Below are 25,989 nucleotides of genomic sequence, written 5' to 3'. Positions count from 1 at the left end.
CTCTCCTCCTATGTCTTTCCCTATCCCCTGGTTCGAAGCAATAAATAAACAAAATACGGCACGCCGATGATAGACACGACAATCCCAACCGAGAGCTCTGCCGGAGCAAATACAGTCTTGCCGATAAAATCACCGATCAGCACCATAATCATGCCCACCAACCCGCTGACCGGGATAATACGCGTATGTCGCAGGCCTACAAGCTGCCGGGCCAGGTGGGGCGCAATCAAGCCGATAAATGCGATGCTGCCCGATACAGCAACACTTGCACTGACCAGTCCGATGCTGCAGAGCAGAAAGATATTTTTCTCCCGCTCAACGTGCAGTCCCACGCTTTTCTGACTATCCTCGCTAAGCTGAAACAGGTCAAGCTTATAAGACCGAAGACAGATTATCGGCAAAATTAGCAGCCAGGGCAGCATGGTGACGACGAATTTCCAATTGGCATTATGAAGGCTCCCGGCCAGCCATACGACGGCCATCTCGTAATCATTCGGATTCATTTTCAGGGATATATACATCGTGAGTGCCCCGAAACCGGACGCAACGGCGATACCGACCAGAATCAGCCGTTGCGGATCGAGTCGGCCCTTCTCCTTAGCGAACATATATATCGCCGCGGTAGCCAGCAAGCCGCCTGCAATGCCAAACATCGGCATCAGCATAACTCCAAGCCAGCCTGTCACCGTAATAACTCCCTGGAACAGAAACATAAACAATACGACAGCCAAGCCGGCTCCGGCATTAATCCCTAATATCCCCGGATCGGCAAGTCCGTTTCTGGTCACCCCTTGAATGATCGATCCAGCAGTGCCCAAAGCAAACCCCACGAGCGCTCCCAATACAATTCGCGGCAGCCTGAACTCGAACACCACAAGGTTATGTTCTGGTTGAGCGTTTAACCCTAGCAGGGTCTTGATCACATCCAGCACCGACATGTCAAATGTGCCGTTAGTTAAGCTGAGATAAGCAGCCGCAATCGCAATTAGAATACCGACAGTTAATACTGTCCAGAATCTTCGCTGCGTTATATTACTCACGGTGAGCACCTCCCTTGGTCTTGATCAGATACAGGAAGAATGGCACACCAATCAAAGAAGTGACTACTCCCACCGGAGTTTCAAACGGATAGTTAATGAAACGGGCTACAATATCACAAGCTGCCAGGAAAACACCGCCAAGCACTCCGGAAACCGGAATAATCCAGCGATAATCAACGCCCGAGAGGTAACGCGCAATATGAGGAATAATCAAGCCCACGAAGGCGATTTTCCCGGCCAGAGCAACGGAGACGCCGGTTAACAGCACCGTCGCAAGAATAGCCAAGGCCTTGATGACCCAAGTGCGGATACCCAAGCCCTGGGCGACCTCTTCCCCCAGAGAGAGGGCCGAGATATACCTGGAGATTAGCAGCGCCAAGGTCAAACCTACCAATGCGAACGGGATGCTAAGTCGGATTAGCTCCGGGTCCAATTGATGCAATCTGGCATTATACCAGAAGCTGATATTTTGCGAGACCTGGAAGTAAGTCGACATCGCATGAGCCGTTCCGCTAAGAAAAGTCCCGATTATCGAACCGAGAATGGCCAGTTTGACCGGGCTAAGTCCGTTAGGAATAAGCCAGGCTAACCCAAAAACGATAGCTGTTCCCAAGGCGGAGCCAATCAGCGAGCTGGTGATATATAAGTTGGGGCCGGCATTCGGTAAAAATACCATGCACAACGTAACCGCAAATACGGAGCCATCCGACACCCCCATGATCGAGGGCGATGCGAGGTAATTCCGGGTCATACCCTGCATAAGAGCTCCTGAGACTGCGAGGAATGTTCCAATCAGGATCGATCCGACGACACGTGGAAGACGGGAGCTTATAATGATCTGATGATCGACATTGTCCGGATCAAAAGCAACTATCGCGTTCCATACCTCCGCTGCCGTAATGCTCTTGGCCCCATATAAAATTGAAGCAAGGATCAATAATACAATGGCTGCCGGGGCCATTCCAAGAATGACCACCGGCAGCGTTCGTTTTAACCGCATCGTCAACACGCCTTATATTGAGCTGTAGTATTTTTTACTTGTTAAGATTGGCAACCGCTGCTTTCAGGAACTCGATCTTGCTATAAGCCGTTCCCCCTTGGGCAAGCGGATCGACGATGTTCACGAACACCTTATCGTTTTTGAATGCATTCAAGCTTTTCATAATCGGATCCTGTTGGAACTCATCCAGTGCTTTTGGCGTGTCCATATTCTCATCCGGCGAGAATTGGATAAACAGATAATCCGGATTCATCTCTGCAAGCTTCTCCTTCGAGATCAGCTCCTGAGCCTTAGCGGCTTGTACTTCTGCAGGAACGGCCAGACCGAGATCCTCATATAATACCGGGTTAAAGAACACCCCTGCCGGGTAAATGTATACCTCTCCGCCGCGAATCCGTACCGCCAGGACCTTCTTATCCTTCAGATTCTCTCCGATTTGCGACTTGGCCGCATCCAGATCCGCCTTGTATTTGGCGATTTCCTGCTCTGCCTGCTCCTCTTTGCCGCTAAGCTCTCCGAGCAGTCTCAGATTGGCCTCCCAATTTGTGGATATATGAGAATACGGGATGGTTGGAGCAATTTTCTCCAGCTTCTCATTGACCTCCGGCTTGAACTTGGTCGAAGTCAGGATGACATCCGGCTTAAGAGATAGAATTGTCTCAAAGTTCGGCTCCATTTTCTCACCGACAGACTTCGCTTCTGAAGTAATTGACTCGAACAATGGAGGGAACTTGCCTGAGAAGGAAATGGCACCGATCGGCTTCACATCAAGCACGATTGAATCCTCCATCGCTTCAACGGCGCCGGTAATTACGATGCGTTCAACTTTGGCCGGAAGTGTATACTCCTGGTCCAGATATTTAATAACTCTTGTATCCGATGATGCCGGTTGCTCTGCTGTTTCCGCAGGCTGCTCCGCGGCGGTTTGGTTAGAATTTTGCGCTGCTGGAGATTCCGAGGAAGAATTCCCCTTGCCGCAGGCCGACAGGACTACGGTTAACGCCAGAATTACCCCTAATAACATATTGAATCTTTTCATATTCTCTCTAACTTCTCCCTTCGACGACTCTCGCCTTAATTGATAATGATTATCATTATTGATAGTAAAGGAGGAGCGTCGAATGTGCCATGGACAAATTCCCGAATTAGCATGGACTTTTTCCCGTTAACAGGTCTGTTGCCGCTTCTGCCATTTGCTCCATCGCAGCCGGGGAATGTTCCCGCCACGGATAGGAATTAATCAGATGCATCGTCCCTTCTCTCACCGCCTGTATAGACATCCATGCCGGCGATGACGATAACTCCTTCCAATAGGCCAGTGTCTCCGAATCCTGTCGGACCAGGACAAAAATATGCTTTGCCTTGATCATCGCCAATTGCTCCACAATCAACGATGTATTGGGGTTTGCCTCTTGGAGATTAGGAGGTATTTCGCAGCCTAGCAGCTTGTAGAGTACTGCATGCACAGCTTGACTGTTATCCAATACCAGCTGATTTTGGTAGATACGCACGACAACCGCTGCCGGAGGCTGCATATACTGAATGATCCGAAGCCGCAGCCGAATGATATTTCGTTCAAAGGATTGCAGCCATTGCTCTGCCTCCGCCTTCCTGTCCAACAACGCCGCCAATGTCATTAGCTCTCCCTTCCAATCCCCTGATTCCAATGCCAGCTCATGGACTGGAGCAATCTGCGCTAATCTGCGCTTCTCCCATGGCTCCAGCTCTTGGACACATATGATCCGCTCCGGCTTGGCCGCCGCAAGCTTCTCAAGATTGGCCTCTTTATTATGATTTTGCCGATAGGCATCCAGATGCACAGGGATATCCGGGCCAAGGGAATGATACTGCTCGGATGACCATTTAGGATGCAATGGAGCCGCATAGGGGATGATCTGCAGCGGAGTCAGATATCCAAGCAGCGAGGTAGATCCGTATAAGGCGATCCTGTTGCTCCGCTCCTTCATGTATGCCGAAGGGGACAAGCCCATCTCTTTTTTAAACTTCCGGCTAAAATAGAATTCATCCTTGTATCCCACCAACGGGGCGATCTCCTTCAACAATGCACCTGAACCTAACATAAGCTGCTTCGCCTTTGCCATCCTTACCTGTGTTACATAATCCATGACGCTGTGTCTGTACGTCTTCTTAAACAGGTCTGCAAAATACTTCGGACTGAATTCTGCAACCTCAGCCAGTCGTTGTATCGTCAACTCCTCGTCATAATGCTCCTCGATATATGCTTTGGCTCGTTCAAGCGCCTGGGCTTTATCGATTCCGGCCACATTCCCGCTCTCGGCCACCAATTCGTACAGCAGCTCCTGGAAATCAAGCTGGGCCCGCCACTGCTTATGCGGCTGACTATGATGAAAATTCCGGTACACTTTACGGCTTGACGCCTTTAGATTCTCCGCTGAACTTACAACGATATGGTCCTCCCAAAGCGTACAGGCGCCCAAATCTGTAACCTCTTTTATAGCTTCCTTGCATGAAGTATCCGCCTGATAGAGACTAAAATGGAACACAGCTGCTGTCACAAGACCGCACACGCCACTCTTTGCTCCAAAGGTTCTTCCACAAGGACATAGCTGAACGCTGCCCTCGCTAAGATGAACAGTTCGTCCCTCCAATTCAAGATCGAGCTCGCCCTTGATGACTATAATCAACGCATTTTGCATAGCCAGCTGCTGCTCCAGATTCAACCCGTTCTGGTTATAAAAATCCGCATGCCACAGCCTGACCATCATAGCTTGAAGATCGGTTTGTATATGGTTTGCATGGATCATCATTCATGTACCGCCTTTATTAATTGAGAATGGTTATCATTATCATATAGGTATCATACCATAAACCGCTCTGTCTGCGATAAGGACTTTCCATATGACTCTTTTATTCCCATAAAATAAAAAATAACCTCACTCCTTTTAAGGAATCAGGTTGTTCATAGGCAACGAAAAAAGCACCCGCCTTAGCGAGTGCTTCCTGTCTGTATGCGGTAGAGAGGACTCGAACCTCCACGGGCATACGCCCACTACCCCCTCAAGATAGCGTGTCTGCCATTCCACCACTACCGCATATGAACATGGTGACCCGTAGGGGATTCGAACCCCTGTTACCTCCGTGAAAGGGAGGTGTCTTAACCCCTTGACCAACGGGCCTTATTAATTAGGTTCCAAAAGCAGCGACAAGAAAGATTATAGCAAGAACTATTAAACATAGCAAGATGTTTTTTGATATATTTCTGCGCCTTCACTACAGAAATAAAAAAACTCCCGGCACCGTTATGCAGCGCGGAAGCTTCACTCTGACGAGCCCTTCTCATAAGGATTCTCATCTCTTGCAAATGAAGTTATTCAGAACGGAGAGAGAGGGATTCGAACCCTCGCACCGCTTACGCAGTCTAACCCCTTAGCAGAGGGTCCCCTTATAGCCACTTGGGTATCTCTCCAAGAAATGGCTCCCCGAACAGGACTCGAACCTGTGACAACTCGATTAACAGTCGAGTGCTCTACCGACTGAGCTATCAGGGAACATTGAACAACTATCAGAATAAATCCAATTTTATTACGCTTTCATCAGAAAGTCAAGATAGCGTGGCAGACTTTTGCCAGATTGCAAAGTAAGCTATCAGCGGACAAGCTAAGCCAATAAAAATTTAAAATTCTTCTCATTCCCCCCTTGCCAAATTCCAAATGGTGGGTATAATAAAAACAACGTCAAAATAAATTTAATGTTAAATTAAATTGAACAAGTTAAATATTTTATTGAGAGGAAGATATTTATGCCTGAAGCTATTTTGGTGAAGGAAAAGAAACTTTCCGGCCTGTTTGCTCATAAAGAATTTACGCTTTATCTTCTGGCCAGGGTGATCTCTCACTTTGGCGATTCCATCGACTCGATCGCTTACAGCTGGATGGTCTATATGCTCACAGGATCAAAAATCATGATGGGAACTCTGTTCGCTCTTAACTTCGTACCGGGCATTCTGTTCAATTTCTTCACTGGTGCTCTAGTGGATCGCTGGTCGAAGCGTAAAGTAATTGTCATTACCTATTCTTGTCGCGGCCTGCTTGTCATTTTTACAGCACTGCTGTATTGGCAAGGCTGGCTACTGCCCTGGCATCTGTACGTATTGACCTTTACGATCTCCACCATCGAATGCTTCTCGCATCCTGCAGAAATGGCGATCGTCCCTTCCCTGCTTCCAAAACACAGACTATTAAGCGCCAACTCTATCTCTACCTCCGCCACAAGAACTGCCGAATTAGCCGGCCTTGCCATTACTGGAGGTATGATTGCCTTCCTGGGCATTTCCGGAGCAATCCTGCTGGATGGAATCACCTTCTTCGCAGCTGCTGCGTTGATAGCCTTTATCCGGGTCAACCCTGTCAGTGAAGAAACCGGAGAAGATCCGTCTCACACTTCAACTGCGAAAACCTCTTTTATTCAGGAAATCAAGTTTGGACTTAAGTTCCTCTTTTCCAATCGTATGATCGTCACCATTGTCATCTGCGCGGCTTATGTTAACCTTTGTCTTGCTCCCTATAATGTATTGACTCCGGTCTATGTAGCAGAAATTCTCAAATCCGGCCCCCAAGGGCTCAGCATACTCGGAATTGGCATGATTGGCGGAATGATTGTAAGCGCGCTGTGGATTAGCCGCAGGGGCCTACGGTTCAAGAAAAGCCAGCTTATTATTTTGGGTTATTTGATGCTTGGTCTAAGCTATTCTCTGTTGTATCTGCCTACCTTCTTTCAGGTTCATTCACTTTACTTTGCCGTCCTTATCACTTTTTGCATGGGGATATCGGTTACACTCATCAGCACGCCGGCTACTACTTATTTTATGGAGACTGTACCGAAGGAGCTGCTGGGCAGAGTAGGAGCTATTTATAGCATGATCTGTACGGCGGCCATACCGATTGGCAGCGCTCTGGCCGGAGTTTTAGGAGAATGGATGGAAGTCAATCTGTTATTTCTTATCTTCGGCTTACTGATGATCGTTCCGTTCTTCTATTTAATAAGCCGGCGCAGCTTCCGTGAAATCTGACAGCGGCTACCCGGCCGCTTCTATCTTGTACTTTCCCTTGCATGCGTTATACTAAAATGAAGCAGTTATATGAACTTATTAGATTCCAGGGGGACCACCGTGAAAAAGGAACTCAAAACTTTAGAAGAAATCCGTATATACTCCGATCCCTATCGCATTCAGATTCTGAATGAATTTATAAGCTTCAACAGACCGGCAACGGTCAAAGAAGTGGCTGACGCACTTCATGAAGTGCCTGCCAAGGTGTATTATCATGCCAAAAAGCTGGAGAGCATCGGGATGCTTGAATTGGTGGATACCAAGCTGGTGAACGGAATCACAGCCAAATATTATGAGCCTTATAAAGGCAAGGTCATCATTAGCAAAAGCGATGTTGATGAGACGATCAAGCAGGTATTCCAATCGGAGGCCGAGAAGTTGGTCTCGAACTTCTATGATGAGAACAAGAAGCGTTTCCTGCAGAATTACAGCGGGAGCAGATCAAAGGGAAATTTAATTAATAATAGCAGTATGTATTTAACAGAGCAGGAAGCCGAGCAGCTGTTCTCGATGATTAATGAATTTTGTGAGCAGCATGGCCACCCTTCCCCGGAAGAGGGACGCATGAGGTACGAGTTGTTCTTTACTCTATTTCACAATCCGGATATTAAATCCAAATAAAAACAACCATCGTCTCCATTGTAGGAATGATGGTTGTTATGCTTATTCCTATTCAATTGCTCCAGCTTGCTCCTCGTCCGTCTTGTTCTCATATCCGCGAAAGCAAACTGGCTTCGTCCATCCTCCGGGTTGCGCTTGCCTTCTCTGACGCATTTTTGCCGAAATTTCTTCGCCTTGGATACTGCCATACATATCACTCCTCATCTGTTGATAGCTCTAGTATAACATAAAACCGCATCTCTATATGGCATGCAGCTTCAATACGCCTGAACACCGGCCACAGCGGTACCGCGCAGGGTCTACCTTGCGTTTGCGCTTATACTCCATTCCACAGCGGACACATACTAACTTATAGCGATAGGGCAAAGTTCGGCGTTGGGCGGCCCCCGGGAGCGACTGGCAATAACGGCTTCCATCTACCTTTTGCAGCAGTGCCTTGAATTCAGGGTCCCGGTGCTGGTATCCTTTGCCCGATAAATGAAGATGATAGTGGCACAATTCATGCTTAATAATCTTCTCCACCTCATCCAGGCCGTAGGTCTGAAGCTGCGCGGGGTTAATCTCAATGTTATGGCTTTTCAGAAAATATCTTCCCCCGGTCGTCCTTAAGCGCCCGTTAAATGAAGCTTGATGGCGAAAAGGCACGCCGAAGCTGCGCAGTGAGATTTCCTCGACCCATTCCTGTAGCTGTTTGTCGTCCATCGTTGCGGCTTCTCCTCTTTGCTATAGTAACTGGTTCTACTTTATCATAACACGCCGGTCGTCGTGCTGATTTTACTTGAATTTTAACTTCCTCTTAGGCTACACTGTCAAGTAGTAATGACAGAATAAAGGAGATTATTCGTGATGCCTTCCATGAGATACGTCATTTTACAGCAAAATAGCGATCTGAAATTTGTAGAAATGCCTGAAGAATATGCCTATCAACTGAGCGCGCTTAACCTGCGACTGAACAAGGAAATCGCCAAGTTAACTGCCGCCAATGTACCGAGCCTGCCGCTGGCTGTTGCCGAGTGCGACCGTCTTGACCTGCTGCAGCCGTCCTTGCAAATTGCCAGCGGGATCGATTATATCAATGAGCTGGAGTCCGCCTTCGCTTCCATCCAGGAGGAGAATTACCCGCTCATCTCCCTGCTGACCGAGATTCGCGCATTGCAGGCCCAGCTTGAGCAATGGTATGAAGAAGAGGAACTTATTTGACCTTTATACTAGTGATTAGAGGGCGCCGGTTTTCAGCTCCGAGAAGGTTGGATGAAGCTAGGGACTGAGGAGCGCAGCGTACGTTCTGGGTACGTGAGCACCGGAAGGCCCGGCTGAATTCAAGATTCGATGTCGAATCATCTTTCAGTATAACTTCGAGATCAAAATTGGCCTTTTTGACTTCCTCTATTGTGGCGGACCTGCACTTTTTCTGGCATTCCCCCATATGCTAAACGTACTAAGCATGCCGGAGGAGGAGATATCATTGCCAACTTGGCTAAGTAATCAAATTATGCGAGCCTTTAACAAGCGGGATCGCCGTCAGATACGATTACTCAATGATTGCTGGTTCTTCTACTATAACCGTCAATGGACCAATGGGACCCCAAATCAACTGCCCCGTTCCAAATCATAGCCTAATTAACCGTCTATAAGACGAAAGCCCGCCATCATCCGGCGGGCTTCTTTCATAGTTTATTGCAAACCGTTTGCAGAATCGTTAGGCTTGCGCATTGTCAAACCAACTCTTCCCTTCTTCAGATCAACATTCAGTACCCAGACCGTCACATTATCCCCTACCGAGACGACATCCATCGGATGCTTCACGAAGCGATCGCTAAGCTGGGAAATATGGACAAGACCATCATTCTTGATCCCGATATCAACAAAGGCGCCAAAGTCGATCACGTTGCGAACGGTCCCTTGCAGCTCCATTCCCGGCGTCAGATCCTCGATCTTAAGCACATCGGTGCGGAAGATCGGGAGTGGCAGCTCTTCGCGCGGATCACGACCTGGACGCTGCAAACTATCGATAATATCGCGCAGTGTCGGCACGCCAACTTCCAATTGCGCGGCAACCGCCTCTGGCTGTAGAGTGGCCAGCTTGCTGTTTAATTCTTTCGAGCCAAGCTGCTCCATCCCTACACCCAGCTCGACAAATAACCGCTCCACCACTTCATAAGATTCGGGATGGATTGGCGTACGATCCAACTCGAAGCTGCCATCGTTAATACGCAGGAAGCCGATGCACTGCTCATAGGTTTTGGCCCCCAACCGCGGCACCTTCTGGAGTTGCTTGCGGCTCTTGAACTTGCCATTCTCATCCCTGTATTTCACGATATTCTTGGCAATTGTTGCATTGACGCCAGATACATAAGACAGCAAGGAAGATGAAGCCGTATTAACATCCACACCTACATGGTTAACTGCGGATTCCACAACATTCTTCAGACTCTCATCGAGATGCTTCTGAGATACGTCATGCTGATACTGCCCAACGCCAATCGCTTTGGGTTCGATCTTAACCAATTCCGCAAGCGGATCCTGCAGACGCCGCGCAATCGAAGCTGCGCTTCGCTCCGCAACGTCCAGATTAGGGAACTCCTCCTGAGCAAGCTTGGAAGCAGAGTACACACTGGCACCCGCTTCGTTGACGATCAAATAAGCCAGATCCTTATCCTTGTCCTTCCTGCCCGCAATTACATCAGCTACAAATTGCTCCGTCTCCCTCGATGCGGTACCGTTGCCAATAACGATCAGCGATATCCCGTATCTGTCGATCAATTGGTTAAATATTTCCTCTGCTTCCCGCTTTTTGTTGTTCGGCGGCGTCGGGTAAGTAACAGCGACCTCCAACAGCTTGCCGGTCTCGTCAACGACGGCGAGCTTGCAGCCCGTGCGGTAGGCAGGGTCGACACCAAGCACACGCTGGCCGCGCACCGGAGGCTGAAGGAGCAGGTTGCGCAAATTGCCAGCAAAGATCGCAATTGCCTGCCCCTCTGCCTTCTCCGTTAATTCAGCGCGTACCTCCCGCTCAATTGAAGGGGCAATCAGCCGCTTGTAAGCATCCTCAATAATGGAATGCAGTACAGCCTCCACCACTGAGCTGCCCTTGATACAGCGTCCGGCAATATGGCGATGAATCGCTTCTATCTCCACTTCTAGCGTCACCCTCAGCACATTCTCACGCTCGCCGCGGTTCATAGCCAGGATGCGGTGGGAAGGCATTTTCTTCGCTGCTTCCCGGTAATTATAGTACATCTCATACACCGATTCTTCTTCCGGTGTCTTCGCCTCCGATACCATAAATCCGTGATCCATTGTATAGCGTCGTACCCAGGCCCGGGTTGACGCTTCATCAGAAATCTCCTCGGCAATGATATCCATTGCCCCCTGGACAGCTTCCTCTGCAGTCTCAACAGCCTTCTCCACATCGATATACTGAGCCGCCTCCTGAAGCAGGTTCCCTTGTTTCGGCTGAGCCAGTATCCACTTAGCCAGCGGTTCTAGCCCCTTCTCCTTAGCGACACTTGCCCGCGTCTTGCGCTTTTGCTTATACGGACGATACAAATCCTCAACTTCCTGCAGCTTCACTGCCTGTCCAATCGCCGCAGCCAGTTCATCGGTCAGCTTGCCCTGCTCTTCGATAATCCGCAATACCTCACGCTTGCGTTCACCCAGGTTGCGCAAATACTGCATCCGGTCGGCGATATCCCGCAGCTGATTCTCATCAAGCTCTCCGGTCATCTCCTTCCGATAACGGGCAATGAACGGAATCGTGTTGCCCTCATCCAATAATGATCCTGTCGTCCTCACTTGCTTCAGGGACAGATTCAGCTCCTTGGCAATTTGGCGGACAATCTGCTCCTGCTCCTCAGCCCCTGAATGATCCTGATTTACCGTTGTAGTTATTGTCGTATCCGATTGTGACAAGTGCGATCCCTCTTTCGTCTCAAAAATACAATTGTCTCTATTATCACAAACTTTCCGGCTCATTTCCAGCGTGTTAAGCTTTCATCCCCAGCTGCCGGATAAAATAATAAAGCATCGGGCTGCCCCGATGCTTTATCGCCTTATTTAGAAGTTGGAGTAAATTGAGTTCTCCCACCCTGCACCTGCATAAATAAAGATGCCGATCACAACAAGGAAAATGATGAAACCATAAATAATTGTTCCGATAATTCCGCAAACAAGTCCGGCAATGGCCAAGCCTTTTCCTTGCTCATATTTCCGCTTGAGTTCCTTCAAAGATAAGCTGGCGAAAATAATGGCCATAATCCCCAGAAGAAACCCGACATAAGGAATCAAGATTGATAAAATTCCTAATATCAAGGCTGCAATCGATTTGCCGTTAGTCTTCTGTACAACCGGTGGTCCCGGCGGATAGGGCGGCGGATAGTTATTCATTGTTGAGTATTGATACTGCTGATCTGACCGATTTTGATCCATTCAAAAAGGTCCTCCCCATAAATATATAGCTTCATTATAACAGATATCCCCAGTAGAGGAGTGAAAAACTTTACTGGCCTTCAGCCGACTCCACCTCGTATCTACCCTCAAAACAGAGAAATATTGCACTTCCTTCTTTCAGCAAACATTCAGCTTCTATTCAGATTACATTCAGCCTAGCTTCACCCTCCTTTCATATTCGCCCCATAAAATAACTTTGAGCCGCTTAACACCTATACATATGTTGAGCTATCGTTCGAACCATTATGAAGAAAGCTGAGTGATTCTATTTGAAGAAGAAATGGTTATGGATTGTAATTGTGATTGTTATACTGGCGCTTATCGCCGTTGCCCTATCGCTGACGCTTCCGTCTAAGAAGAATGCGGCGGAGCCCCCGCAGCAGAGGACGACCAAAGTGACGAAGGGGAATATTACCGTTAGCGTCTCCGGATCGGGCTCCGTCATCTCCACGGATAGCGAAAGTGTCCGTACCAAGGACGAAGGCAAGGTAAGCAAGGTGCTCGTCAAAACAGGCGACGTTGTCAAAAAGGGCCAAACTCTGTTGACCTATGAGCCGGAGGATCTATCCGACAAGCTCGAAGAGCAGGAGAATACATTGCAGACGCAAAAATGGGATCTCGAGGACCTCCAGGATCAATACAAACGCAAAGCCCAGGATATCGACTCCGAGGAGGAGTTGAAACAGATTCAGAAATCAATAGATAAGCAGCAATTGAATATTGCAAAGACAGAAAAGGATATCGCCACGATAAAAGAGGATATGCTTCCTCCCGATCCGTTGACTTCTCCGATCGCCGGGACGATTACCGCTGTCAACATTACTGCCGGGGAGCAGACCAAAGCGGGCAGTGAATTATTTGTCATTACCGACTACCAAAATCTAAGCGTGAAGACCCAGGTCGATGAACTTGATATCCCTGATGTGAAAAAAGGGTTGAAAGCAACTCTCCAGCTGGATGCTTTACCTGACCAGACCATCGAAGGCACCGTCTCCGATATATCGAATGAAGGCTCCGCCTCCAACGGCGTATCGCTGTTCGACGTCACGATTAAGATGAACCCTACAGATGGCGCGCGCGTCGGAATGACTGCAGAAGCGACCATTATAGTGAATGAACAGGAAGATATTCTTAAATTGCCGATCGAAGCTGTTCAGAAATTAGGTGAAAAATACTTCGTAATGCTCCCATCAACGGAAAATGAGGCAGCAGGGAATGCTTCGACAACAACGGATACAACAAATGTTCGCAGAGCGGCAACTCAGGATCAAACAGCTGTCAGCCCGGACAGTGAGAGCAGCTCCAAAGCAGCTCCGGGAAAACCAGCAGATCTATCGGACAAGCAGGAGGGCTCAGGAACCACGAGCAATTCCAGGACTGGAAGACGAAACGTGTCAGGAAATATGAAAGAAGTTGAGGTTGGCGTTCATGATGAAAATAATATCGAGATCGTCAGCGGCTTAAATGAAGGCGACGAAGTCGTCATTCCAACTATTATTTCGGAATCAACGAATAATGCCGCTATGGAGCAATTCATTCAAGGCGGAGGGGCGGTCAGATTCGGTGAAGGCAGCTTCCGCGGTGAATCCGGCGGAATGATGCCAAGCGGCAACTTTAACGGAGGCGGCTTCACCGGAGGCAACAGACCTAGCAGCGGAGGCGGCGCTCCTAAAGGCGGTGGACAATAATGGCGGACACCCCAACGACACCTCCCTTGATTGAAGTGAACCGACTCGGACACGGCTATATGATGGCGGGCGAGATCATGAAGGTGCTCTCCGATATTTCCTTCACGATTAATTACGGCGAGTTCGTGGCAATAATCGGCCCTTCAGGCTCCGGCAAATCTACACTTATGAATATGCTCGGTTGTCTGGATATCGCCAGTGAAGGCTCCTATCACTTGGAAGGCGTTGATGTCAGCAAACTGTCCGATAATAAACTGGCCAAGATTAGAAATGAGAAAATCGGCTTTATCTTTCAATCTTTTAATTTATTGTCCAAATTAACAGCTTACGAAAATGTAGAGCTTCCGCTGGTATACCGGAATATCCCGCATAAAGAGCGAGTGAGAATCGTTGTAGAATCGCTGCGGACGGTCGGCCTTGAGGACCGCATGCACCACAAACCGCCCCAGCTCTCAGGCGGTCAGCAGCAGCGTGTCGCTATCGCCCGGGCCATTGCCGGCAATCCCCCGCTTCTATTGGCTGATGAGCCGACAGGCGCGCTCGATAGCAGAACCGGAATCGAGGTCATGGAGCAAATGAAGAAGTTGAATGCCCTTGGTCATACCATCCTAATTATCACGCATGATCTGTCGATTGCACAGCAAGCCACAAGAATCATTCATATCCAGGACGGCAGAATCATTGACGATCAGAGGGAGGCCATATGAATCTGCTGCAGAGCATCAAAATGGCTTGGAAGAGCATCATCGGCTCCAAGGTCAGATCACTGTTAACTATGCTTGGAATTATCATCGGCGTATCCTCGGTCATTATTCTCGTCTCCGTCGGCCAAGGAACCACTTCGCAAATCACTTCCCAGCTGGAAGGACTGGGCACAGATCTGCTGACGGTAAATATTATGGGCCGGGGAGCCGCTACTTCTCTCTCGCTTGACGAAGCGATGGATTTCGAACAAATTGAAGGAGTTAAGGCCGTGTCCCCGGTTATTAGCAATTCCGTAACCGTTAAGAAGGGGACGACCAATGACACCATATCCGTCGAGGGAATTGTCCCTTCCTATGAGGACGTTAATAATTTTCATGTCCAAACGGGTCGCTTCATTCTCGATCTGGATAACGACTTCCGGATGAAGGTCGCTTTAATGGGCAGCGAGGCAGCACAAACCTTCTTCGGGAGCGAAAATCCGGTCGGACAGACGATTCAATTGAACGGTTCCAGCTTCAAGATCGTTGGGCTGCTGGAATCCAAGGGATCAAGTCTTACGGCCTCCAACGACAATAAAATTCTCATCCCCTTGACGACCGCTGAACGAACATTAAGAAGTGGGGGCATCCGCTCAATTACCGTTCAAGCCAATGACTCGAAGCTAATCAGTACCGTCAAGTCATCGCTGGAAGCCGAGCTGAACAAGAAGTTCCAGAATGCGTCCAACTCCTACAGCATCTTCAACTCTCAGGATATGCTCGATACGGTAAATTCAACAACCCAGACGCTCTCTCTGGCTCTGGGAGGCATCGCAGGAATCTCACTTTTGGTTGGCGGCATCGGGATCATGAACATTATGCTCGTCTCAGTAAGCGAAAGAACGAGAGAGATCGGGATAAGAAAGGCCATCGGAGCTAAGAAGCGGAATATCCTTATGCAGTTCATGGTTGAATCCACCTTCCTCAGCGGGTTTGGAGGAATGGTAGGGATCGGGATAGGCTACGGAGTCAGTGCGCTGATTGGGCGGTATACCTCCCTAACTACTACAGTTCCTGTCTACATCGTAATGATTTCCTTCATTTTCTCCCTGTTCATCGGCATTATCTTCGGGATGATCCCGGCGAACAAGGCAGCCAAGCTGCGCCCGATCTATGCTTTACGTAGTGAATAAAACAGCAGCCTTACAATGGCTTCAAAAAAGCTGGCAACCGTAGCATAGGCTACGACGCCAGCTTTTTGCTGTTCGATCTATAAAGAAAAAAGCACCCGAGACTTCGGGTGCTAGCTTGAAAGCTTTCGCCTCCAAGCTGTATGATTAAAAATCAATCAAACCTAGACTAATCAACAATGCATCATTCACTTTCTTCATCGTCTCATCGTCTAAATGTGTGATTTTGTCGGTTAATCTTTGTTTGTCGATCGTTCGAATCTGTTCCAGCAAAATGACGGAATCACGATCAAATCCGTGCGTCGCTGCATCAATTTCAACGTGAGTCGGCAGCTTTGCCTTTTGAATTTGAGCTGTGATGGCAGCAACGATCGCCGTTGGGCTAAATCGGTTGCCGATATCGTTCTGGATGATTAGCACCGGTCTTACCCCTCCCTGTTCAGAACCAACTACTGGGGAAAGGTCTGCAAAAAATACGTCACCGCGCTTTACGATCAATGGTTACACCCCGCTTACTAGGCGGTCCAGAGTGATGTCTGCATCTTCCTCTGCTTGGAACGCTTCAGAGGCCATGGATAGGTTAATCTTAGCCATTTCCATATAACCCCGCTGCATCGACTCGCGGATAAATCTCTTCTTCCGTTCGTTCAGATACAGCTTCATGGCTTGCCGAATCAATTCGCTGCGATTGGAATTTTCCATCGCTACGATCCCATCTACCTCCTGTAAAAGATGATCCGGTAAACTGATCATGATCCGTTTGGTATTGTGCATATTGGCCACCTTTACTTCCACCCCCAAAACCTTATCGACCCAAAACCCTCGTATTAAAACACAGTATAGCATTATTCAAGGGAATTTATACAAGAAAATATATGCCGAGAGTATATCAAGTATGCTGCATATCATTATAAACAAAAATGATAGTACCGTACACACCTGATTCTTTCCATATTTCTATCATTCGATAACCCAGGCATAAAATCCTTCCCAGTCATAAAAAGTTTTGTTGATTTTTGTCAGGTTTTTACGAAATAAGCGGATTTAGTACTGATTCTGTCACGCCTTTACGTGTATACACCCGTGCTACCCGGTGGGCCATCATACATACCAGCTCATAATTAATCGTTCCAATCCAGGCAGCCAGCTCTTCGGCGGTAATTTCCTCGCCCAATTGCTGACCGATGAGTACAACCTCTTCGCCGGCTTGAATTTCTTCAGCATTTTCAGCCAAAGATTGTAATGACACCATACATTGATCCATACAAATCGTTCCTACAACAGGGACGCGGCGTCCGCGTATCAATACCTGCGCCTTACCGCTCATCATCCGGGAATAACCATCAGCATAGCCGATCGGAAGGGTAGCAATTCGCTCTTCCTGGTCGGTGATGTATTTGGCTCCGTAGCTAATAGCTGAACCGGGCGGTACTGTCTTCACCCAGACCGCTTGCGTCTTCAACGTCAAGACCGGCTTCAGCTGAACCTGCTGCTTCACAACTTCACCCGAAGGATACAGACCATATAAGGCGATACCGATTCGAGCCATCTGGCAGGTTAATTCCGGTAAATCGATTGCGATAGCGCTATTACCCGTATGTATTATAGGAATATGCATTTCCTGATCCCGAAGCGCATCCACCAAGCCCTGAAAACGTTCGTATTGTTCTAATGTATAGCTTTTGTCTCTTTCATCCGCGGTTGCAAAATGGGTAAACAGCCCTTCCACTTCCACATGCGGTATTTGCATCGCCCGACGAATGAATTCAACGGCTTCTTCCCCCGGCTGCAGACCAAGACGACCCATGCCGGAATCAATTTTGATATGGACCTTCAGCTTATTCGTAAATTCTGCAGGATCCAGCGTCACAATCGTATCAAGTACTTCCTCACTGAACACGTTAAGCGTAATATCGTGTTCCCAAGCGATCTGCACGCCTTGCGGAGGCGTGTATCCAAGAACCAGTATCGGCAGGGTAATTCCCGCATTTCTTAGCTCCAATGCTTCATCCAAGAATGCTACGCTAAGATAGTCGGCTCCCAGCGTCTCGAGCTCCCGGGAGATCGGAACCGCTCCGTGTCCATAAGCATTGGCTTTTACGCAGGCTAGCAGCTTGATCTTTTCAGGCAGTCTGCGGCGAAATGCTTCATAATTGGCACCGAGTACATCCAGATCTATTTCCGCTCGTGTGGGTCGATAATTTACTTGCACTTTCAAGTCACCTTCTCCATTGTTTTCAAAAAGTCCATGCCAAACGATACAATTATCGTAATGTTCTGAGGTTCTCATGTCAATTCCGCTGCAAGCCCCATATTTGCAAATATGTGAAGTAATATTTTGGACAAAGACAAAAAAAGACGGAAATACGGTTCTCCCGCCGGGAAAATACACCGTCAGGATGAACCGCAAACCGCCTTCTCCCCATTATTTACCTGTCTGGTCCTGCATCGAGGATGCGATCTTCACCATTTCTGTGACAGGCAGATTATCGCTCGTAATCCGGAATTCGAGTCCATCAATCGTCCAGCTCAAGGTTTGCAGATCATCACCTGCGAGCCAGCCTGTTGTAAATCCCAGATCCACCACCTCACTTGGAACAAGTGACGTAGCTCGATCCGCTGCTCTTGTCTCGGATATCGTAAATTGATAAGCTCCTTCATATCTTTGAATGACAATGCTGCGATCGCTGTCTTCTACAGCCTTGCTGTCGCTGTACACTACTCCTTCTGGTAAATAAGTAGGAACAATGATCCCGAATGGTTCCGAGAGAGCCGGAGTAGATGGTTCTTCAGTCCCTTGCCCGTTCGCCGCGGCATCCGGTGAGCCTTCGTCCGTTCCTGCCCCAGTCTCGTCAGCCGAAGGTACTTTCTCAATCAGCATTCCATTTTCATCTACCTCAAGCATAGTTCCCTTTGCATCCTGTGCAGCTGCATCCAGATTACGCTGCATATCGAATGACTTGTCGTCAAATTTGGTATTGAAATCGAACTTATCGAATTTCACTTCCACAACGACCTTTGCCTGGGCATCCGACACTTGAACCTGCTTCGGTGCGTAATTCTCCTTGTCCAGCCAAATCTTCTGACGTACCAGGGCATGCGTATTGTAATTCGCAGCCACATCAAATACATAGCTGTCCTTATCGCTTACAAACTGCCGTGAGCTATCGCTTAGAATGCTGCGTATCAGGGTCTGGTACAAGTACACCTGACCTTGGTTCTCCGGCCAGTCGCTCTGGAAGCGGAAGCTCTTGTTGAGGCTTGGCGTCAGTACATAGACGCCTTGGTCGTTGCGCAGCACGATCTGAGTGACATTCTTCTGCGCGTTCGTGAGTGCTATCCGGTAATAGGTTGGCTTCTGATGCCATACCTCCACCTTGTATTCCTGTGGACTATCCCCGGTATACAAGGTCATCGTACCGGATGTCTGGTAGCTCTCCAGCTTGGTTACGACTTTGTCCAAATCCTTAACGACACCTGCGGCGTCTTTTTTCCCGCATGCGGTCATTACGATGCCAAACACTACTATGATTGTCAGCATCCACGTGATCCGACGCATGAGATCATCCCCTCTGCAGTTTGATTTCCTAAACTGATACATGTCTATGAGGGAACTTGGCCGTTTATGCAGACTAGCTTGACAAGCCAGTAAGGAAGTATATGTATCGACTGGTATTTGCCGAACCGCGCCCGATTATCAGCAAAATTTCCTGCTTAATCGATACGAACGGCAATGCCAAAATGAGCAAAAGTCTAAGCAATGCGGTCGAGCTTGATTCTACGTCGGCGAAGGTTGAGCTAAAGATACGCAAAGCCGTGACGGCTCCTCCCCGCATATATAAGCATCATCCCGAGCATCCGGATATCTGTCCAATCTACGCCTATCATCATGCCTTTCGGCCTGAAGGAGCTGCCCGAGATTCACCTGAATGCAGCCAAAGGGCGGGTCGGCTGTACCGAGTGCAAGCAGCGGCTCCGCACGGCGCTGAACGCGCTTCTGGAACCGATGCGTGAATGCCGTTCCTTCTACGAATCCAGACCGGGTGATATCGATGATATTCTTAGCTCCGGTACGCGTCGAGCCTATTCGATTGCACAGGAGACCATGCAGGAAGCTCAAGCAGCGATGAGTATGAACTATTTCCGAGATATGAACGATAAAAAGGGTGTCCCCGGGCCATGATCATGGCTTGGAGGGACACCCTTTTGACTGACTAACGGTTCATAACGACATAGATCATCTTCGCAACTTCCGCCCGGGTAAGCTCACCCTGCGGGTCAAAGCGCTGATTTCCTTTGCCATTGATAACATTTTGCGCCTGCAGGCGGTTTACCGCTTCCTTCGCCCAAGCCGAAATTTCAGCACGATCAGTGAAGACCGTATCCACCGTGCCCGCCGAGGTTTTATGCAAATAAGACATCCAGCGGTCTATCACAACAGCTGCTTCCTCACGCGTAATCTCTGCTTGCGGACGGAATGCTCCTCCGCTTCCCTGGATTAATCCAAGCTCTGCTGCCACTGTCACATAACCTCCGTAGTAGGTGTTAGAGGCTACATCGTTAAATGGCGAAGCCCCTTCTGCCGCTGGCAGCCCCGATGCCCGAACGAGAAGCGTGACGAAGTCGGCGCGGCTCATCTCCTGATTCGGCTGGAAGTGCTGCAAATCAACGCCGTTAATCACATGCTTGGCCGTCAGCTTTTGAATGTAATCCTGGGCCCAAGTACCTGTGACATCCGCAAAAGCCTTATGATACTCAAGTACAGCGAATGAAGATAGCTGATCCGTTGTAAATTCCAGGCTGCCTTTATTAAAGGCACCCCCTAAATATGCAGCTTGATCACCAGCAATCCGATAGATACCGGCATAATCCCAGTTTAGCTGTCCAGGAGCAACCTTTCTCTCCACCTTAACCGGTCCGGCAAGACGGTCGATCCCTACCTCCTGGCCTGCTTTCACAGCAACCATTCGCAGTGTATAGACCAGATCCGTGGAGCGATAATCTGCATTTCTATTCAATACTGTCTGTAAATCGGTACGAAGAGATGGATTGCTGATCGTCTCAATATACAGAATCACCTTGTCCGCTTCGATTGCATCGCTCGTCAGTGACGTTGCCGGAATCGTGAGAGCGATAGACCCGGCATCAACACGAATCGTCAGCTTGCGTTCTTGCAATTGTCCCAATACCGCGGCGTCCAAATCAAGCTTGGCCGCCTCACCCGCGTCCTGCAATTGAATCAGGATTGTTCCCTTTGCAGCTTGAATCGCCTGTTCCAGAATCGGCTTACTGACTGAATAAGAGCCATCTTCACCCGCTTCAGCTACAATAACTCCATCCTTCAGCTGGCTTGAAGCACCCGGATTTGGAGTAGTCCCGCTATGGCCGCCTGCACCCGGAGCCGTTGTCCCCGGATCAGGAGTCGGGTCCGGCTTCGGTTCAGGATTTGGGTCCGGACGGCCCGGTTCTGTTGCGCTTCCTGTGTAGAATCCCCAGATGTCGGAGGTAGCGCTGCCGCTGAACTCGTCATTGGCTCTCACATACCACTGGTAGTAACGATCAGAGGCGAGTCCGCTCCACCCTGCTGTAGCATTTGCACCGCTCTCTACCTGCGTCTTTTGACCGATCAGCTGGTCGGTGTAGACCTTCACACCGATATAATCTGTAGCAACGCGCTTCGTCTTCGGCTGCAAATCAAGATCCAGCGAGAACTCATCTTTGCCCGGGTAAACCTGCGGATCATAATAATTGTAATCATCCAAATAAGGCGAATAAGTCTTCATGTGCAGCTTGTTATTCTTCATATCGAACTGCATTAAACGGATATATCCGAGTCCACCTTCCTCTGCTCCCTGATAATCGGCCAGCATTTGATATACCTTGCGGTCGCTGATACCGTCCCCATCATCATCCAGCTCATCAATTTTCAGCTGGGCGTCATGATAGTGTCCACTCAAGGCAGCAATCACGTTCTTATTAGGCTTAATGACCTTCTCGAAGATTTGGTCCGCGATCGGAGCGCGATTGTTCGACACTAGCAAGTATTCATGCAAGGCCAGAATCGCCTTTCTCTCCGGATATTTGGCAACGACCTGATTCATCCATTCGATCTCTTTGTCACCCAGTCCCCAACCCATATAAACGATGATAAAATCATTACCTCCTGCGGATACGAGGTCATAGTGACCGCGGTTATTATCGTATGAGCCGGCGAAGGTTGGCATATTCTTAAATCGGTCCTCACCAAAATATTTCCAGTAGTTCGTATAGTCATTTTGCTGGTGACCTACGTCATGATTGCCGGCCAATACGCCATAAGGAATGTTGGCATTCTCCAGCACCTTCATATCCTTATCCGCTTCCAGCCACTGATATTCCTGGTATTCCTTATCGACGATATCCCCGGTATGAATCACGTATTTCAATTTGATCCTGTCCTTGTTGTCGGCAATCCACTCCACATTCTTCTGATAAATATAAGGATAGTCCTGTGAGTAATACTGGGTATCGGACATCCATAAGAAGGAGAAATCATACGGATCATCACTGACCGGTCCTGATTTGGAAGCGGCAGCAATCTCATCCTGAATCATGATCTGTATCGTATTGGCCTTCGCCTGGTGAAGCATGTAATCACCGGCCAGGACCGTCGCGCTAAGCTCGAAATCCTCTGTTCCGGCAATCTTGTAGACAAGCTGCTCCCATCGCTGTGCAGGCTCGCTCCATGCATACAAACTGACTTTCCGGCCTTCAAGAGAATGCCCATTCCACACGATGTTTACTTGATCAGACGGCTTGATAGACGAGTCTAATGCAATTTCATAACGCTGATATGGGAACTGATCCACCGCATCATTTACCAAATACTTGCCATCCACCGCGCGGATATCTTCATATTCCTGTGCGGTCAAAGCCTGTTCGCCTTGCGGAACCATCATCTTTGGCGCTTCGGTATCGGAGGCATTCTTATAACCTGTAAATCCTTCCGCACGATTCCCGTCATATTTAAATCCTCGATAGAAGAACACATCCATCGGATCTTCGGTCGGGTCCGTCACTTTCACGGTCAGATCAGGACGGAGCGATACCTTTTCCTGGCCCTGCCGCGGAGATACAAGCTCCGGCTGGTTCGGATTCTCATTCGGCACGCTGAAGCGAATGGTCTGTTGTGACTTATTGCCCACTTTATCAGCAGCTTCCAGAACAAGAACATGCGCTCCGCCCTTTAATTTTCCGGACGAAGTAACATAAGGCAAGACGACGGATTGATCATCCAGCTTCGCATCAAGCCGATCGATCCCGGCCCCATGATCCTCCGCGCTTGCATCAATGGTGAACTGCCCGCGATATTCCTTGCCATCCTCTATCGTGGCCTGAATGGAAGGCGCGGTATTATCAACAATCACCGTGGATTTTAATTTATCTGTTCCACGCAATAGTTCAACCGTGTGCTCTCCATCGGCCACGTTGCGGGTATCCCAGGAATAAGCCTTGGATTTAAGCAGCTCTGGCGTCAAATGAAAGTGAAAGCCGATCCACTCTTGCTTGCCGGAACTGTCTCCCATCTTGATCTCTTTATCGCGTACCGCATAGCTAGGATCCCAGATTTCTGTGCCATCAGCGAGAAGCAGCCTGACGTTTTTGATCTCGAAATCATCCTTATTCTCTTCTACCCGGTCATCAAAAGGAGAAGACTTGGACCCTGCGCGGATATAGATGGTATTCTCCTCCCCCAACTGCAGGCGGCTCGCTTCAATCGGGAATGATAGAGTGGTATAACTGGTGATCGGATCCATAAACGTATAAAGAATCGTCTTGTCTTTTAATGACGGATCTCCCATCGTAATCGCATTTTTAAAATAATAATCAACGCTGTTCGCTTCAAATACGAAGTAAGCGTCCTGCTCAAGCGTAGGGAAGGTATCCTGTTCGTTCAAGACTTTCCCATCTACGCGAAGCTGCAATTCATCCGGGCCTGCTTGTTCGGCTGTCCCCTTGAGCGTCATCTCTCCGTGAACAACATCTCCATCCTTCACATTCAATCGAAGCGGAGAGTGATCGGGACCGCCAACCACGTTAACCCGGACCGTATTGGACTTGATCTCATTCGTACCATCCGAGACTACAAAATAATACTCAATATATGAGCGGCCGATTAAATCGGCTGATGTTAATTTATAGTGATACAGCTTGTCGTTATAGTCCTCTATCAGGTTATGCTGGACGTATTGAGGCTGCTTGTCAGATCGGATAAATACCTGAACAGAGGCCACTTGACGATCATCCTTGGCAAAGGCCTGAAGGTGAAGCGCCTCTGCCTGATCTACGACGGTGACTCCCGTCATATCTTCTATTTCCGGTTCGATCATATCAGGTACCACATGGACCGGAACAGCCGGTACCTGCGCAGGATTCACTGTACCAGGCGTAGGCGCGCCTATGCCTGAGCTGATCTTGATCATCGTCGTGCTACCGTCTACAGGATATTTGAACTCAATCGCGTTATCCTCTCTTGTCTCATCTCCCGCAGTTCCGCCATCATAAAAAATAGCGCTGTTATAATAAGCGGCGGAAATTTCACGCTCCGTATTCGTCTTGATCACGACGCCTCTGGAGCCTGAGTTGGCCATTCCATCACTCTGGATTTGGAACAGATTATCATTCATTACTAGATTGGTATGATAGAAATTGTTAAAATCGTCTACGGAATAACCGCTGTTCATACTATTAATGATCCAGAAGACCACCGACTTCTGAGCTGGAATGACCAGATCAGTTTTCGTCGAGGCCCACTTCACATCTGATCCAACGCCCTTGTCAGGGTAGCGGTAATAGATTTTGTAATTGTTGAAGTTTACTGACTGATCGGTGTTGTTATATATTTCGATAAATTCATAAGCATCGGAGGAAGTTCCCGTTACATTCGTCGAGTTCGGTACAAGCTCTGTCACCAGTAATTGAGGCACGTGATCCGCATTGAATTGCGGGATATTCACATTTACAGAATAGCTCTCCACCGTGCTTCTGACCCGAATCTTGTAATCCAGTCTGGACTCTACCAGAGCGGCTGCCGGAATTGTAGCGCGATACTGCTCACCGCCCGAATTGCTCATTGCAGCTGCTGTAAAGCGTACCTGTGAAGGCGTCTTATACAGCAGCTGGACTTCCGGAATAGGATTGACGCCATCGGAAAGATTTTTTACTGTGGCCACAATTTCCAGATCCTGTACATTCACAGTTTCCGCCGGAGTATGAACAATTATAGGCTGCGTTCCTTCTGCTCTCTGAATCAATTGTTCATCCTGCACAATTCCTGGCGTTGCCAGGGTCTTCCCGGCGGTGGGAAGGAGGACCATATCGACACTGTTCGTATCCGGCAGCTGGTACACGATCCCCTTATTTAACGAGACATGCTCTTTATCATACGTTGCCGATACGATGACGCTGTTATCAACTGCGCTGCGGATTTGAATATTCCGAGATGCCGTATTGGCCATCCCCCCGTTACCATTGATCCGAAATAGATTCACACCTTCTACAAGATCAGCGGCCGCACTGAAATTGCGGATAAAATCCTGCTCACCGATCGTCTCGTTCACCCCATTCATAACCCAAAATACAATAGGGGAATGCGCCGGAATCGAGATGCTAGAATCCGGTGTCCATTTGTCTTTATTGTTATAGTAGAAATAGTAATTTTGACCGAATTGAATCGTCTTGTCCGTATTGTTATATACCTCTACATATTCATAGGCATCCGAGCCAGACACATTTTCCGTATCCGGTACCAGCTCCGTGATTAACAAATCAGGGGAACCGTTAGTTCCTCCCGGCATGCCGCTAACATCCTGAAGTTCTACATGATACCCTGTTGATCGAATCGATAGCCCGCCCTGTTCAGTCACCTCGATATAATAATCAAGCTGCTGACCGTTAAGGCGATCCGCCGGGATCACGGTCCGATATGTACTGTCTGCTATCCAATCCAGCGAAATCGGAGCTTGGGGTTGTGCATCGACCTCATAATATACCGCTCCTGTTACTGATTGTCCATTATTTGTAATAACAGCATTAATCGTATAATCCTGCTGCTTATATGCAGCGGAAGGGACGTGATTCATCTGCAAATCCATTGCCCTCGCTAATCCGGCCGGAACGACCAGTCCCAGCAGCAAGCAGCTCAGAACGAGCAATGAAATCCATCGTGTGCCTTGTACTATAATTTTCAA

Annotated in this window: 22 protein-coding genes and 4 tRNA genes; 9 read left to right on the top strand and 17 right to left on the bottom strand. The window is 48.6% G+C overall.

The window, feature by feature from the left end:
- Window positions 1-20: 20 nt before the first annotated feature.
- The 8 genes from BN1360_RS11055 to BN1360_RS11020 all read right to left on the bottom strand — a co-directional run bounded on the left by BN1360_RS11055 (window position 21) and on the right by BN1360_RS11020 (window position 5,570).
- On the bottom strand, window positions 21-1,031 hold the full coding sequence (locus BN1360_RS11055; protein ID WP_372775667.1) for a FecCD family ABC transporter permease: 1,011 nt from the start codon (window positions 1,029-1,031) through the stop codon (window positions 21-23).
- Window position 1,032: 1 nt separating this feature from the next.
- Window positions 1,033-2,040 (bottom strand): FecCD family ABC transporter permease, encoded by a 1,008-nt coding sequence (locus BN1360_RS11050; RefSeq protein ID WP_068779906.1) that lies wholly within the window; start codon window positions 2,038-2,040, stop codon window positions 1,033-1,035.
- A gap of 34 nt (window positions 2,041-2,074) precedes the next feature.
- Entirely contained in the window at window positions 2,075-3,079 is a 1,005-nt protein-coding gene (locus tag BN1360_RS11045; protein WP_068779905.1) for an iron-hydroxamate ABC transporter substrate-binding protein, read from the bottom strand.
- Between the two features lie 106 nt (window positions 3,080-3,185).
- The gene (locus BN1360_RS11040; protein WP_068779904.1) at window positions 3,186-4,829 is read right to left on the bottom strand and encodes an AraC family transcriptional regulator; all 1,644 of its coding nucleotides are present in this window, start codon (window positions 4,827-4,829) and stop codon (window positions 3,186-3,188) included.
- 202 nt (window positions 4,830-5,031) lie between these two features.
- Window positions 5,032-5,114 (bottom strand) — tRNA-Leu (locus BN1360_RS11035).
- A 9-nt stretch (window positions 5,115-5,123) separates the two neighbouring features.
- Window positions 5,124-5,198 (bottom strand) — tRNA-Glu (locus tag BN1360_RS11030).
- A 201-nt stretch (window positions 5,199-5,399) separates the two neighbouring features.
- A tRNA-Ser gene (locus tag BN1360_RS11025) sits at window positions 5,400-5,488 on the bottom strand.
- A gap of 6 nt (window positions 5,489-5,494) precedes the next feature.
- Window positions 5,495-5,570 (bottom strand) — tRNA-Asn (locus BN1360_RS11020).
- 269 nt (window positions 5,571-5,839) lie between these two features.
- Between BN1360_RS11020 and BN1360_RS11015 the strand changes: the two genes are divergently transcribed.
- Together BN1360_RS11015 and BN1360_RS11010 are read left to right on the top strand one after the other, a co-directional pair.
- Window positions 5,840-7,090: an MFS transporter gene (locus BN1360_RS11015; RefSeq protein ID WP_229520979.1), complete on the top strand. Its 1,251-nt coding sequence runs from the start codon at window positions 5,840-5,842 to the stop codon at window positions 7,088-7,090.
- Window positions 7,091-7,189: 99 nt separating this feature from the next.
- Window positions 7,190-7,750: an ArsR/SmtB family transcription factor gene (locus BN1360_RS11010; protein WP_229520978.1), complete on the top strand. Its 561-nt coding sequence runs from the start codon at window positions 7,190-7,192 to the stop codon at window positions 7,748-7,750.
- On the opposite strand, the gene BN1360_RS11005 is transcribed toward BN1360_RS11010, so the two are convergent.
- A complete protein-coding gene (locus BN1360_RS11005; protein WP_068779901.1) occupies window positions 7,723-7,938 on the bottom strand; it encodes a hypothetical protein in 216 nt (71 codons plus the stop codon). The two genes, BN1360_RS11010 and BN1360_RS11005, sit on opposite strands and share 28 nt — an antisense overlap.
- Window positions 7,939-7,990: 52 nt before the next feature.
- A complete protein-coding gene (locus BN1360_RS11000) occupies window positions 7,991-8,452 on the bottom strand; it encodes a SprT family protein (protein WP_068779900.1) in 462 nt (153 codons plus the stop codon).
- Between the two features lie 144 nt (window positions 8,453-8,596).
- Between BN1360_RS11000 and BN1360_RS10995 the strand changes: the two genes are divergently transcribed.
- Window positions 8,597-8,950: a hydrolase/acyltransferase gene (locus tag BN1360_RS10995; protein ID WP_068779899.1), complete on the top strand. Its 354-nt coding sequence runs from the start codon at window positions 8,597-8,599 to the stop codon at window positions 8,948-8,950.
- Between the two features lie 265 nt (window positions 8,951-9,215).
- Window positions 9,216-9,365, top strand: a complete 150-nt coding sequence (gene cmpA / locus BN1360_RS10990) for a cortex morphogenetic protein CmpA (RefSeq protein WP_148466553.1) — start codon at window positions 9,216-9,218, stop codon at window positions 9,363-9,365.
- Between the two features lie 59 nt (window positions 9,366-9,424).
- Here cmpA and BN1360_RS10985 read toward each other — a convergent pair whose 3' ends face one another.
- Window positions 9,425-11,725: a Tex family protein gene (locus BN1360_RS10985; RefSeq protein ID WP_068779898.1), complete on the bottom strand. Its 2,301-nt coding sequence runs from the start codon at window positions 11,723-11,725 to the stop codon at window positions 9,425-9,427.
- Between the two features lie 81 nt (window positions 11,726-11,806).
- Entirely contained in the window at window positions 11,807-12,178 is a 372-nt protein-coding gene (locus tag BN1360_RS10980; protein ID WP_068779897.1) for a DUF4190 domain-containing protein, read from the bottom strand.
- A 290-nt stretch (window positions 12,179-12,468) separates the two neighbouring features.
- Between BN1360_RS10980 and BN1360_RS10975 the strand changes: the two genes are divergently transcribed.
- Genes BN1360_RS10975 through BN1360_RS10965 form a run of 3 tightly spaced genes read left to right on the top strand, consistent with a single transcriptional unit; the run spans window position 12,469 to window position 15,763 of the window.
- Window positions 12,469-13,887: an efflux RND transporter periplasmic adaptor subunit gene (locus BN1360_RS10975; RefSeq protein WP_068779896.1), complete on the top strand. Its 1,419-nt coding sequence runs from the start codon at window positions 12,469-12,471 to the stop codon at window positions 13,885-13,887.
- Window positions 13,887-14,594: an ABC transporter ATP-binding protein gene (locus BN1360_RS10970; protein WP_068779895.1), complete on the top strand. Its 708-nt coding sequence runs from the start codon at window positions 13,887-13,889 to the stop codon at window positions 14,592-14,594. The genes BN1360_RS10975 and BN1360_RS10970 overlap by 1 nt, the downstream gene beginning before the upstream one ends.
- A complete protein-coding gene (locus BN1360_RS10965) occupies window positions 14,591-15,763 on the top strand; it encodes an ABC transporter permease (protein ID WP_068779894.1) in 1,173 nt (390 codons plus the stop codon). Before BN1360_RS10970 ends, BN1360_RS10965 begins: the two co-directional genes overlap by 4 nt.
- Window positions 15,764-15,907: 144 nt before the next feature.
- Here BN1360_RS10965 and BN1360_RS10960 read toward each other — a convergent pair whose 3' ends face one another.
- The 4 genes from BN1360_RS10960 to BN1360_RS10945 form a co-directional block, all read right to left on the bottom strand.
- A complete protein-coding gene (locus BN1360_RS10960) occupies window positions 15,908-16,258 on the bottom strand; it encodes a type II toxin-antitoxin system PemK/MazF family toxin (RefSeq protein WP_068779893.1) in 351 nt (116 codons plus the stop codon).
- A 3-nt stretch (window positions 16,259-16,261) separates the two neighbouring features.
- Complete coding sequence (locus BN1360_RS10955) at window positions 16,262-16,543, bottom strand: CopG family ribbon-helix-helix protein (protein ID WP_082790021.1); 282 nt, start codon at window positions 16,541-16,543, stop codon at window positions 16,262-16,264.
- A 244-nt stretch (window positions 16,544-16,787) separates the two neighbouring features.
- Window positions 16,788-17,972 carry an alanine racemase gene (alr, locus tag BN1360_RS10950; RefSeq protein ID WP_068780025.1) on the bottom strand — a complete coding sequence of 395 codons (1,185 nt, stop codon included), beginning with the start codon at window positions 17,970-17,972 and terminating at the stop codon, window positions 16,788-16,790.
- Window positions 17,973-18,185: 213 nt separating this feature from the next.
- Window positions 18,186-19,319, bottom strand: a complete 1,134-nt coding sequence (locus tag BN1360_RS10945) for an outer membrane lipoprotein-sorting protein (protein ID WP_068779891.1) — start codon at window positions 19,317-19,319, stop codon at window positions 18,186-18,188.
- A gap of 101 nt (window positions 19,320-19,420) precedes the next feature.
- On the opposite strand from BN1360_RS10945, the gene BN1360_RS10940 reads away from it, so the two are divergent.
- A complete protein-coding gene (locus BN1360_RS10940) occupies window positions 19,421-19,774 on the top strand; it encodes a hypothetical protein (RefSeq protein WP_068779890.1) in 354 nt (117 codons plus the stop codon).
- Window positions 19,767-19,943, top strand: coding sequence for a tryptophanyl-tRNA synthetase (locus BN1360_RS10935; RefSeq protein WP_195714258.1), 177 nt, complete (start codon window positions 19,767-19,769; stop codon window positions 19,941-19,943). The genes BN1360_RS10940 and BN1360_RS10935 overlap by 8 nt, the downstream gene beginning before the upstream one ends.
- 31 nt (window positions 19,944-19,974) lie before the next feature.
- On the opposite strand, the gene BN1360_RS10930 is transcribed toward BN1360_RS10935, so the two are convergent.
- A complete protein-coding gene (locus BN1360_RS10930; protein ID WP_195714257.1) occupies window positions 19,975-25,989 on the bottom strand; it encodes an S-layer homology domain-containing protein in 6,015 nt (2,004 codons plus the stop codon).

It is taken from the genome of Paenibacillus sp. GM2 (genome assembly GCF_900069005.2).
GTDB lineage: Bacteria > Bacillota > Bacilli > Paenibacillales > Paenibacillaceae > Fontibacillus.
Note: the sequence above shows the minus strand (reverse complement) of the source record. Positions and strands in the feature narration are given on the sequence as shown.

Bases quoted from the DNA above. Each gene is read 5' to 3' on its own strand.
- BN1360_RS11050 (WP_068779906.1), bottom strand. From the start codon at position 2,040: ATGCGGTTAAAACGAACGCTGCCGGTGGTCATTCTTGGAATGGCCCCG.
- BN1360_RS11045 (WP_068779905.1), bottom strand. From the start codon at position 3,079: ATGAAAAGATTCAATATGTTATTAGGGGTAATTCTGGCGTTAACCGTA.
- BN1360_RS11040 (WP_068779904.1), bottom strand. From the start codon at position 4,829: ATGATGATCCATGCAAACCATATACAAACCGATCTTCAAGCTATGATG.
- BN1360_RS11005 (WP_068779901.1), bottom strand. From the start codon at position 7,938: ATGGCAGTATCCAAGGCGAAGAAATTTCGGCAAAAATGCGTCAGAGAA.
- BN1360_RS11000 (WP_068779900.1), bottom strand. From the start codon at position 8,452: ATGGACGACAAACAGCTACAGGAATGGGTCGAGGAAATCTCACTGCGC.
- BN1360_RS10995 (WP_068779899.1), top strand. From the start codon at position 8,597: ATGCCTTCCATGAGATACGTCATTTTACAGCAAAATAGCGATCTGAAA.
- BN1360_RS10985 (WP_068779898.1), bottom strand. From the start codon at position 11,725: ATGAGCCGGAAAGTTTGTGATAATAGAGACAATTGTATTTTTGAGACG.
- BN1360_RS10980 (WP_068779897.1), bottom strand. From the start codon at position 12,178: ATGGATCAAAATCGGTCAGATCAGCAGTATCAATACTCAACAATGAAT.
- BN1360_RS10970 (WP_068779895.1), top strand. From the start codon at position 13,887: ATGGCGGACACCCCAACGACACCTCCCTTGATTGAAGTGAACCGACTC.
- BN1360_RS10965 (WP_068779894.1), top strand. From the start codon at position 14,591: ATGAATCTGCTGCAGAGCATCAAAATGGCTTGGAAGAGCATCATCGGC.
- BN1360_RS10945 (WP_068779891.1), bottom strand. From the start codon at position 19,319: ATGCGTCGGATCACGTGGATGCTGACAATCATAGTAGTGTTTGGCATC.
- BN1360_RS10940 (WP_068779890.1), top strand. From the start codon at position 19,421: ATGTATCGACTGGTATTTGCCGAACCGCGCCCGATTATCAGCAAAATT.
- BN1360_RS10935 (WP_195714258.1), top strand. From the start codon at position 19,767: ATGCGTGAATGCCGTTCCTTCTACGAATCCAGACCGGGTGATATCGAT.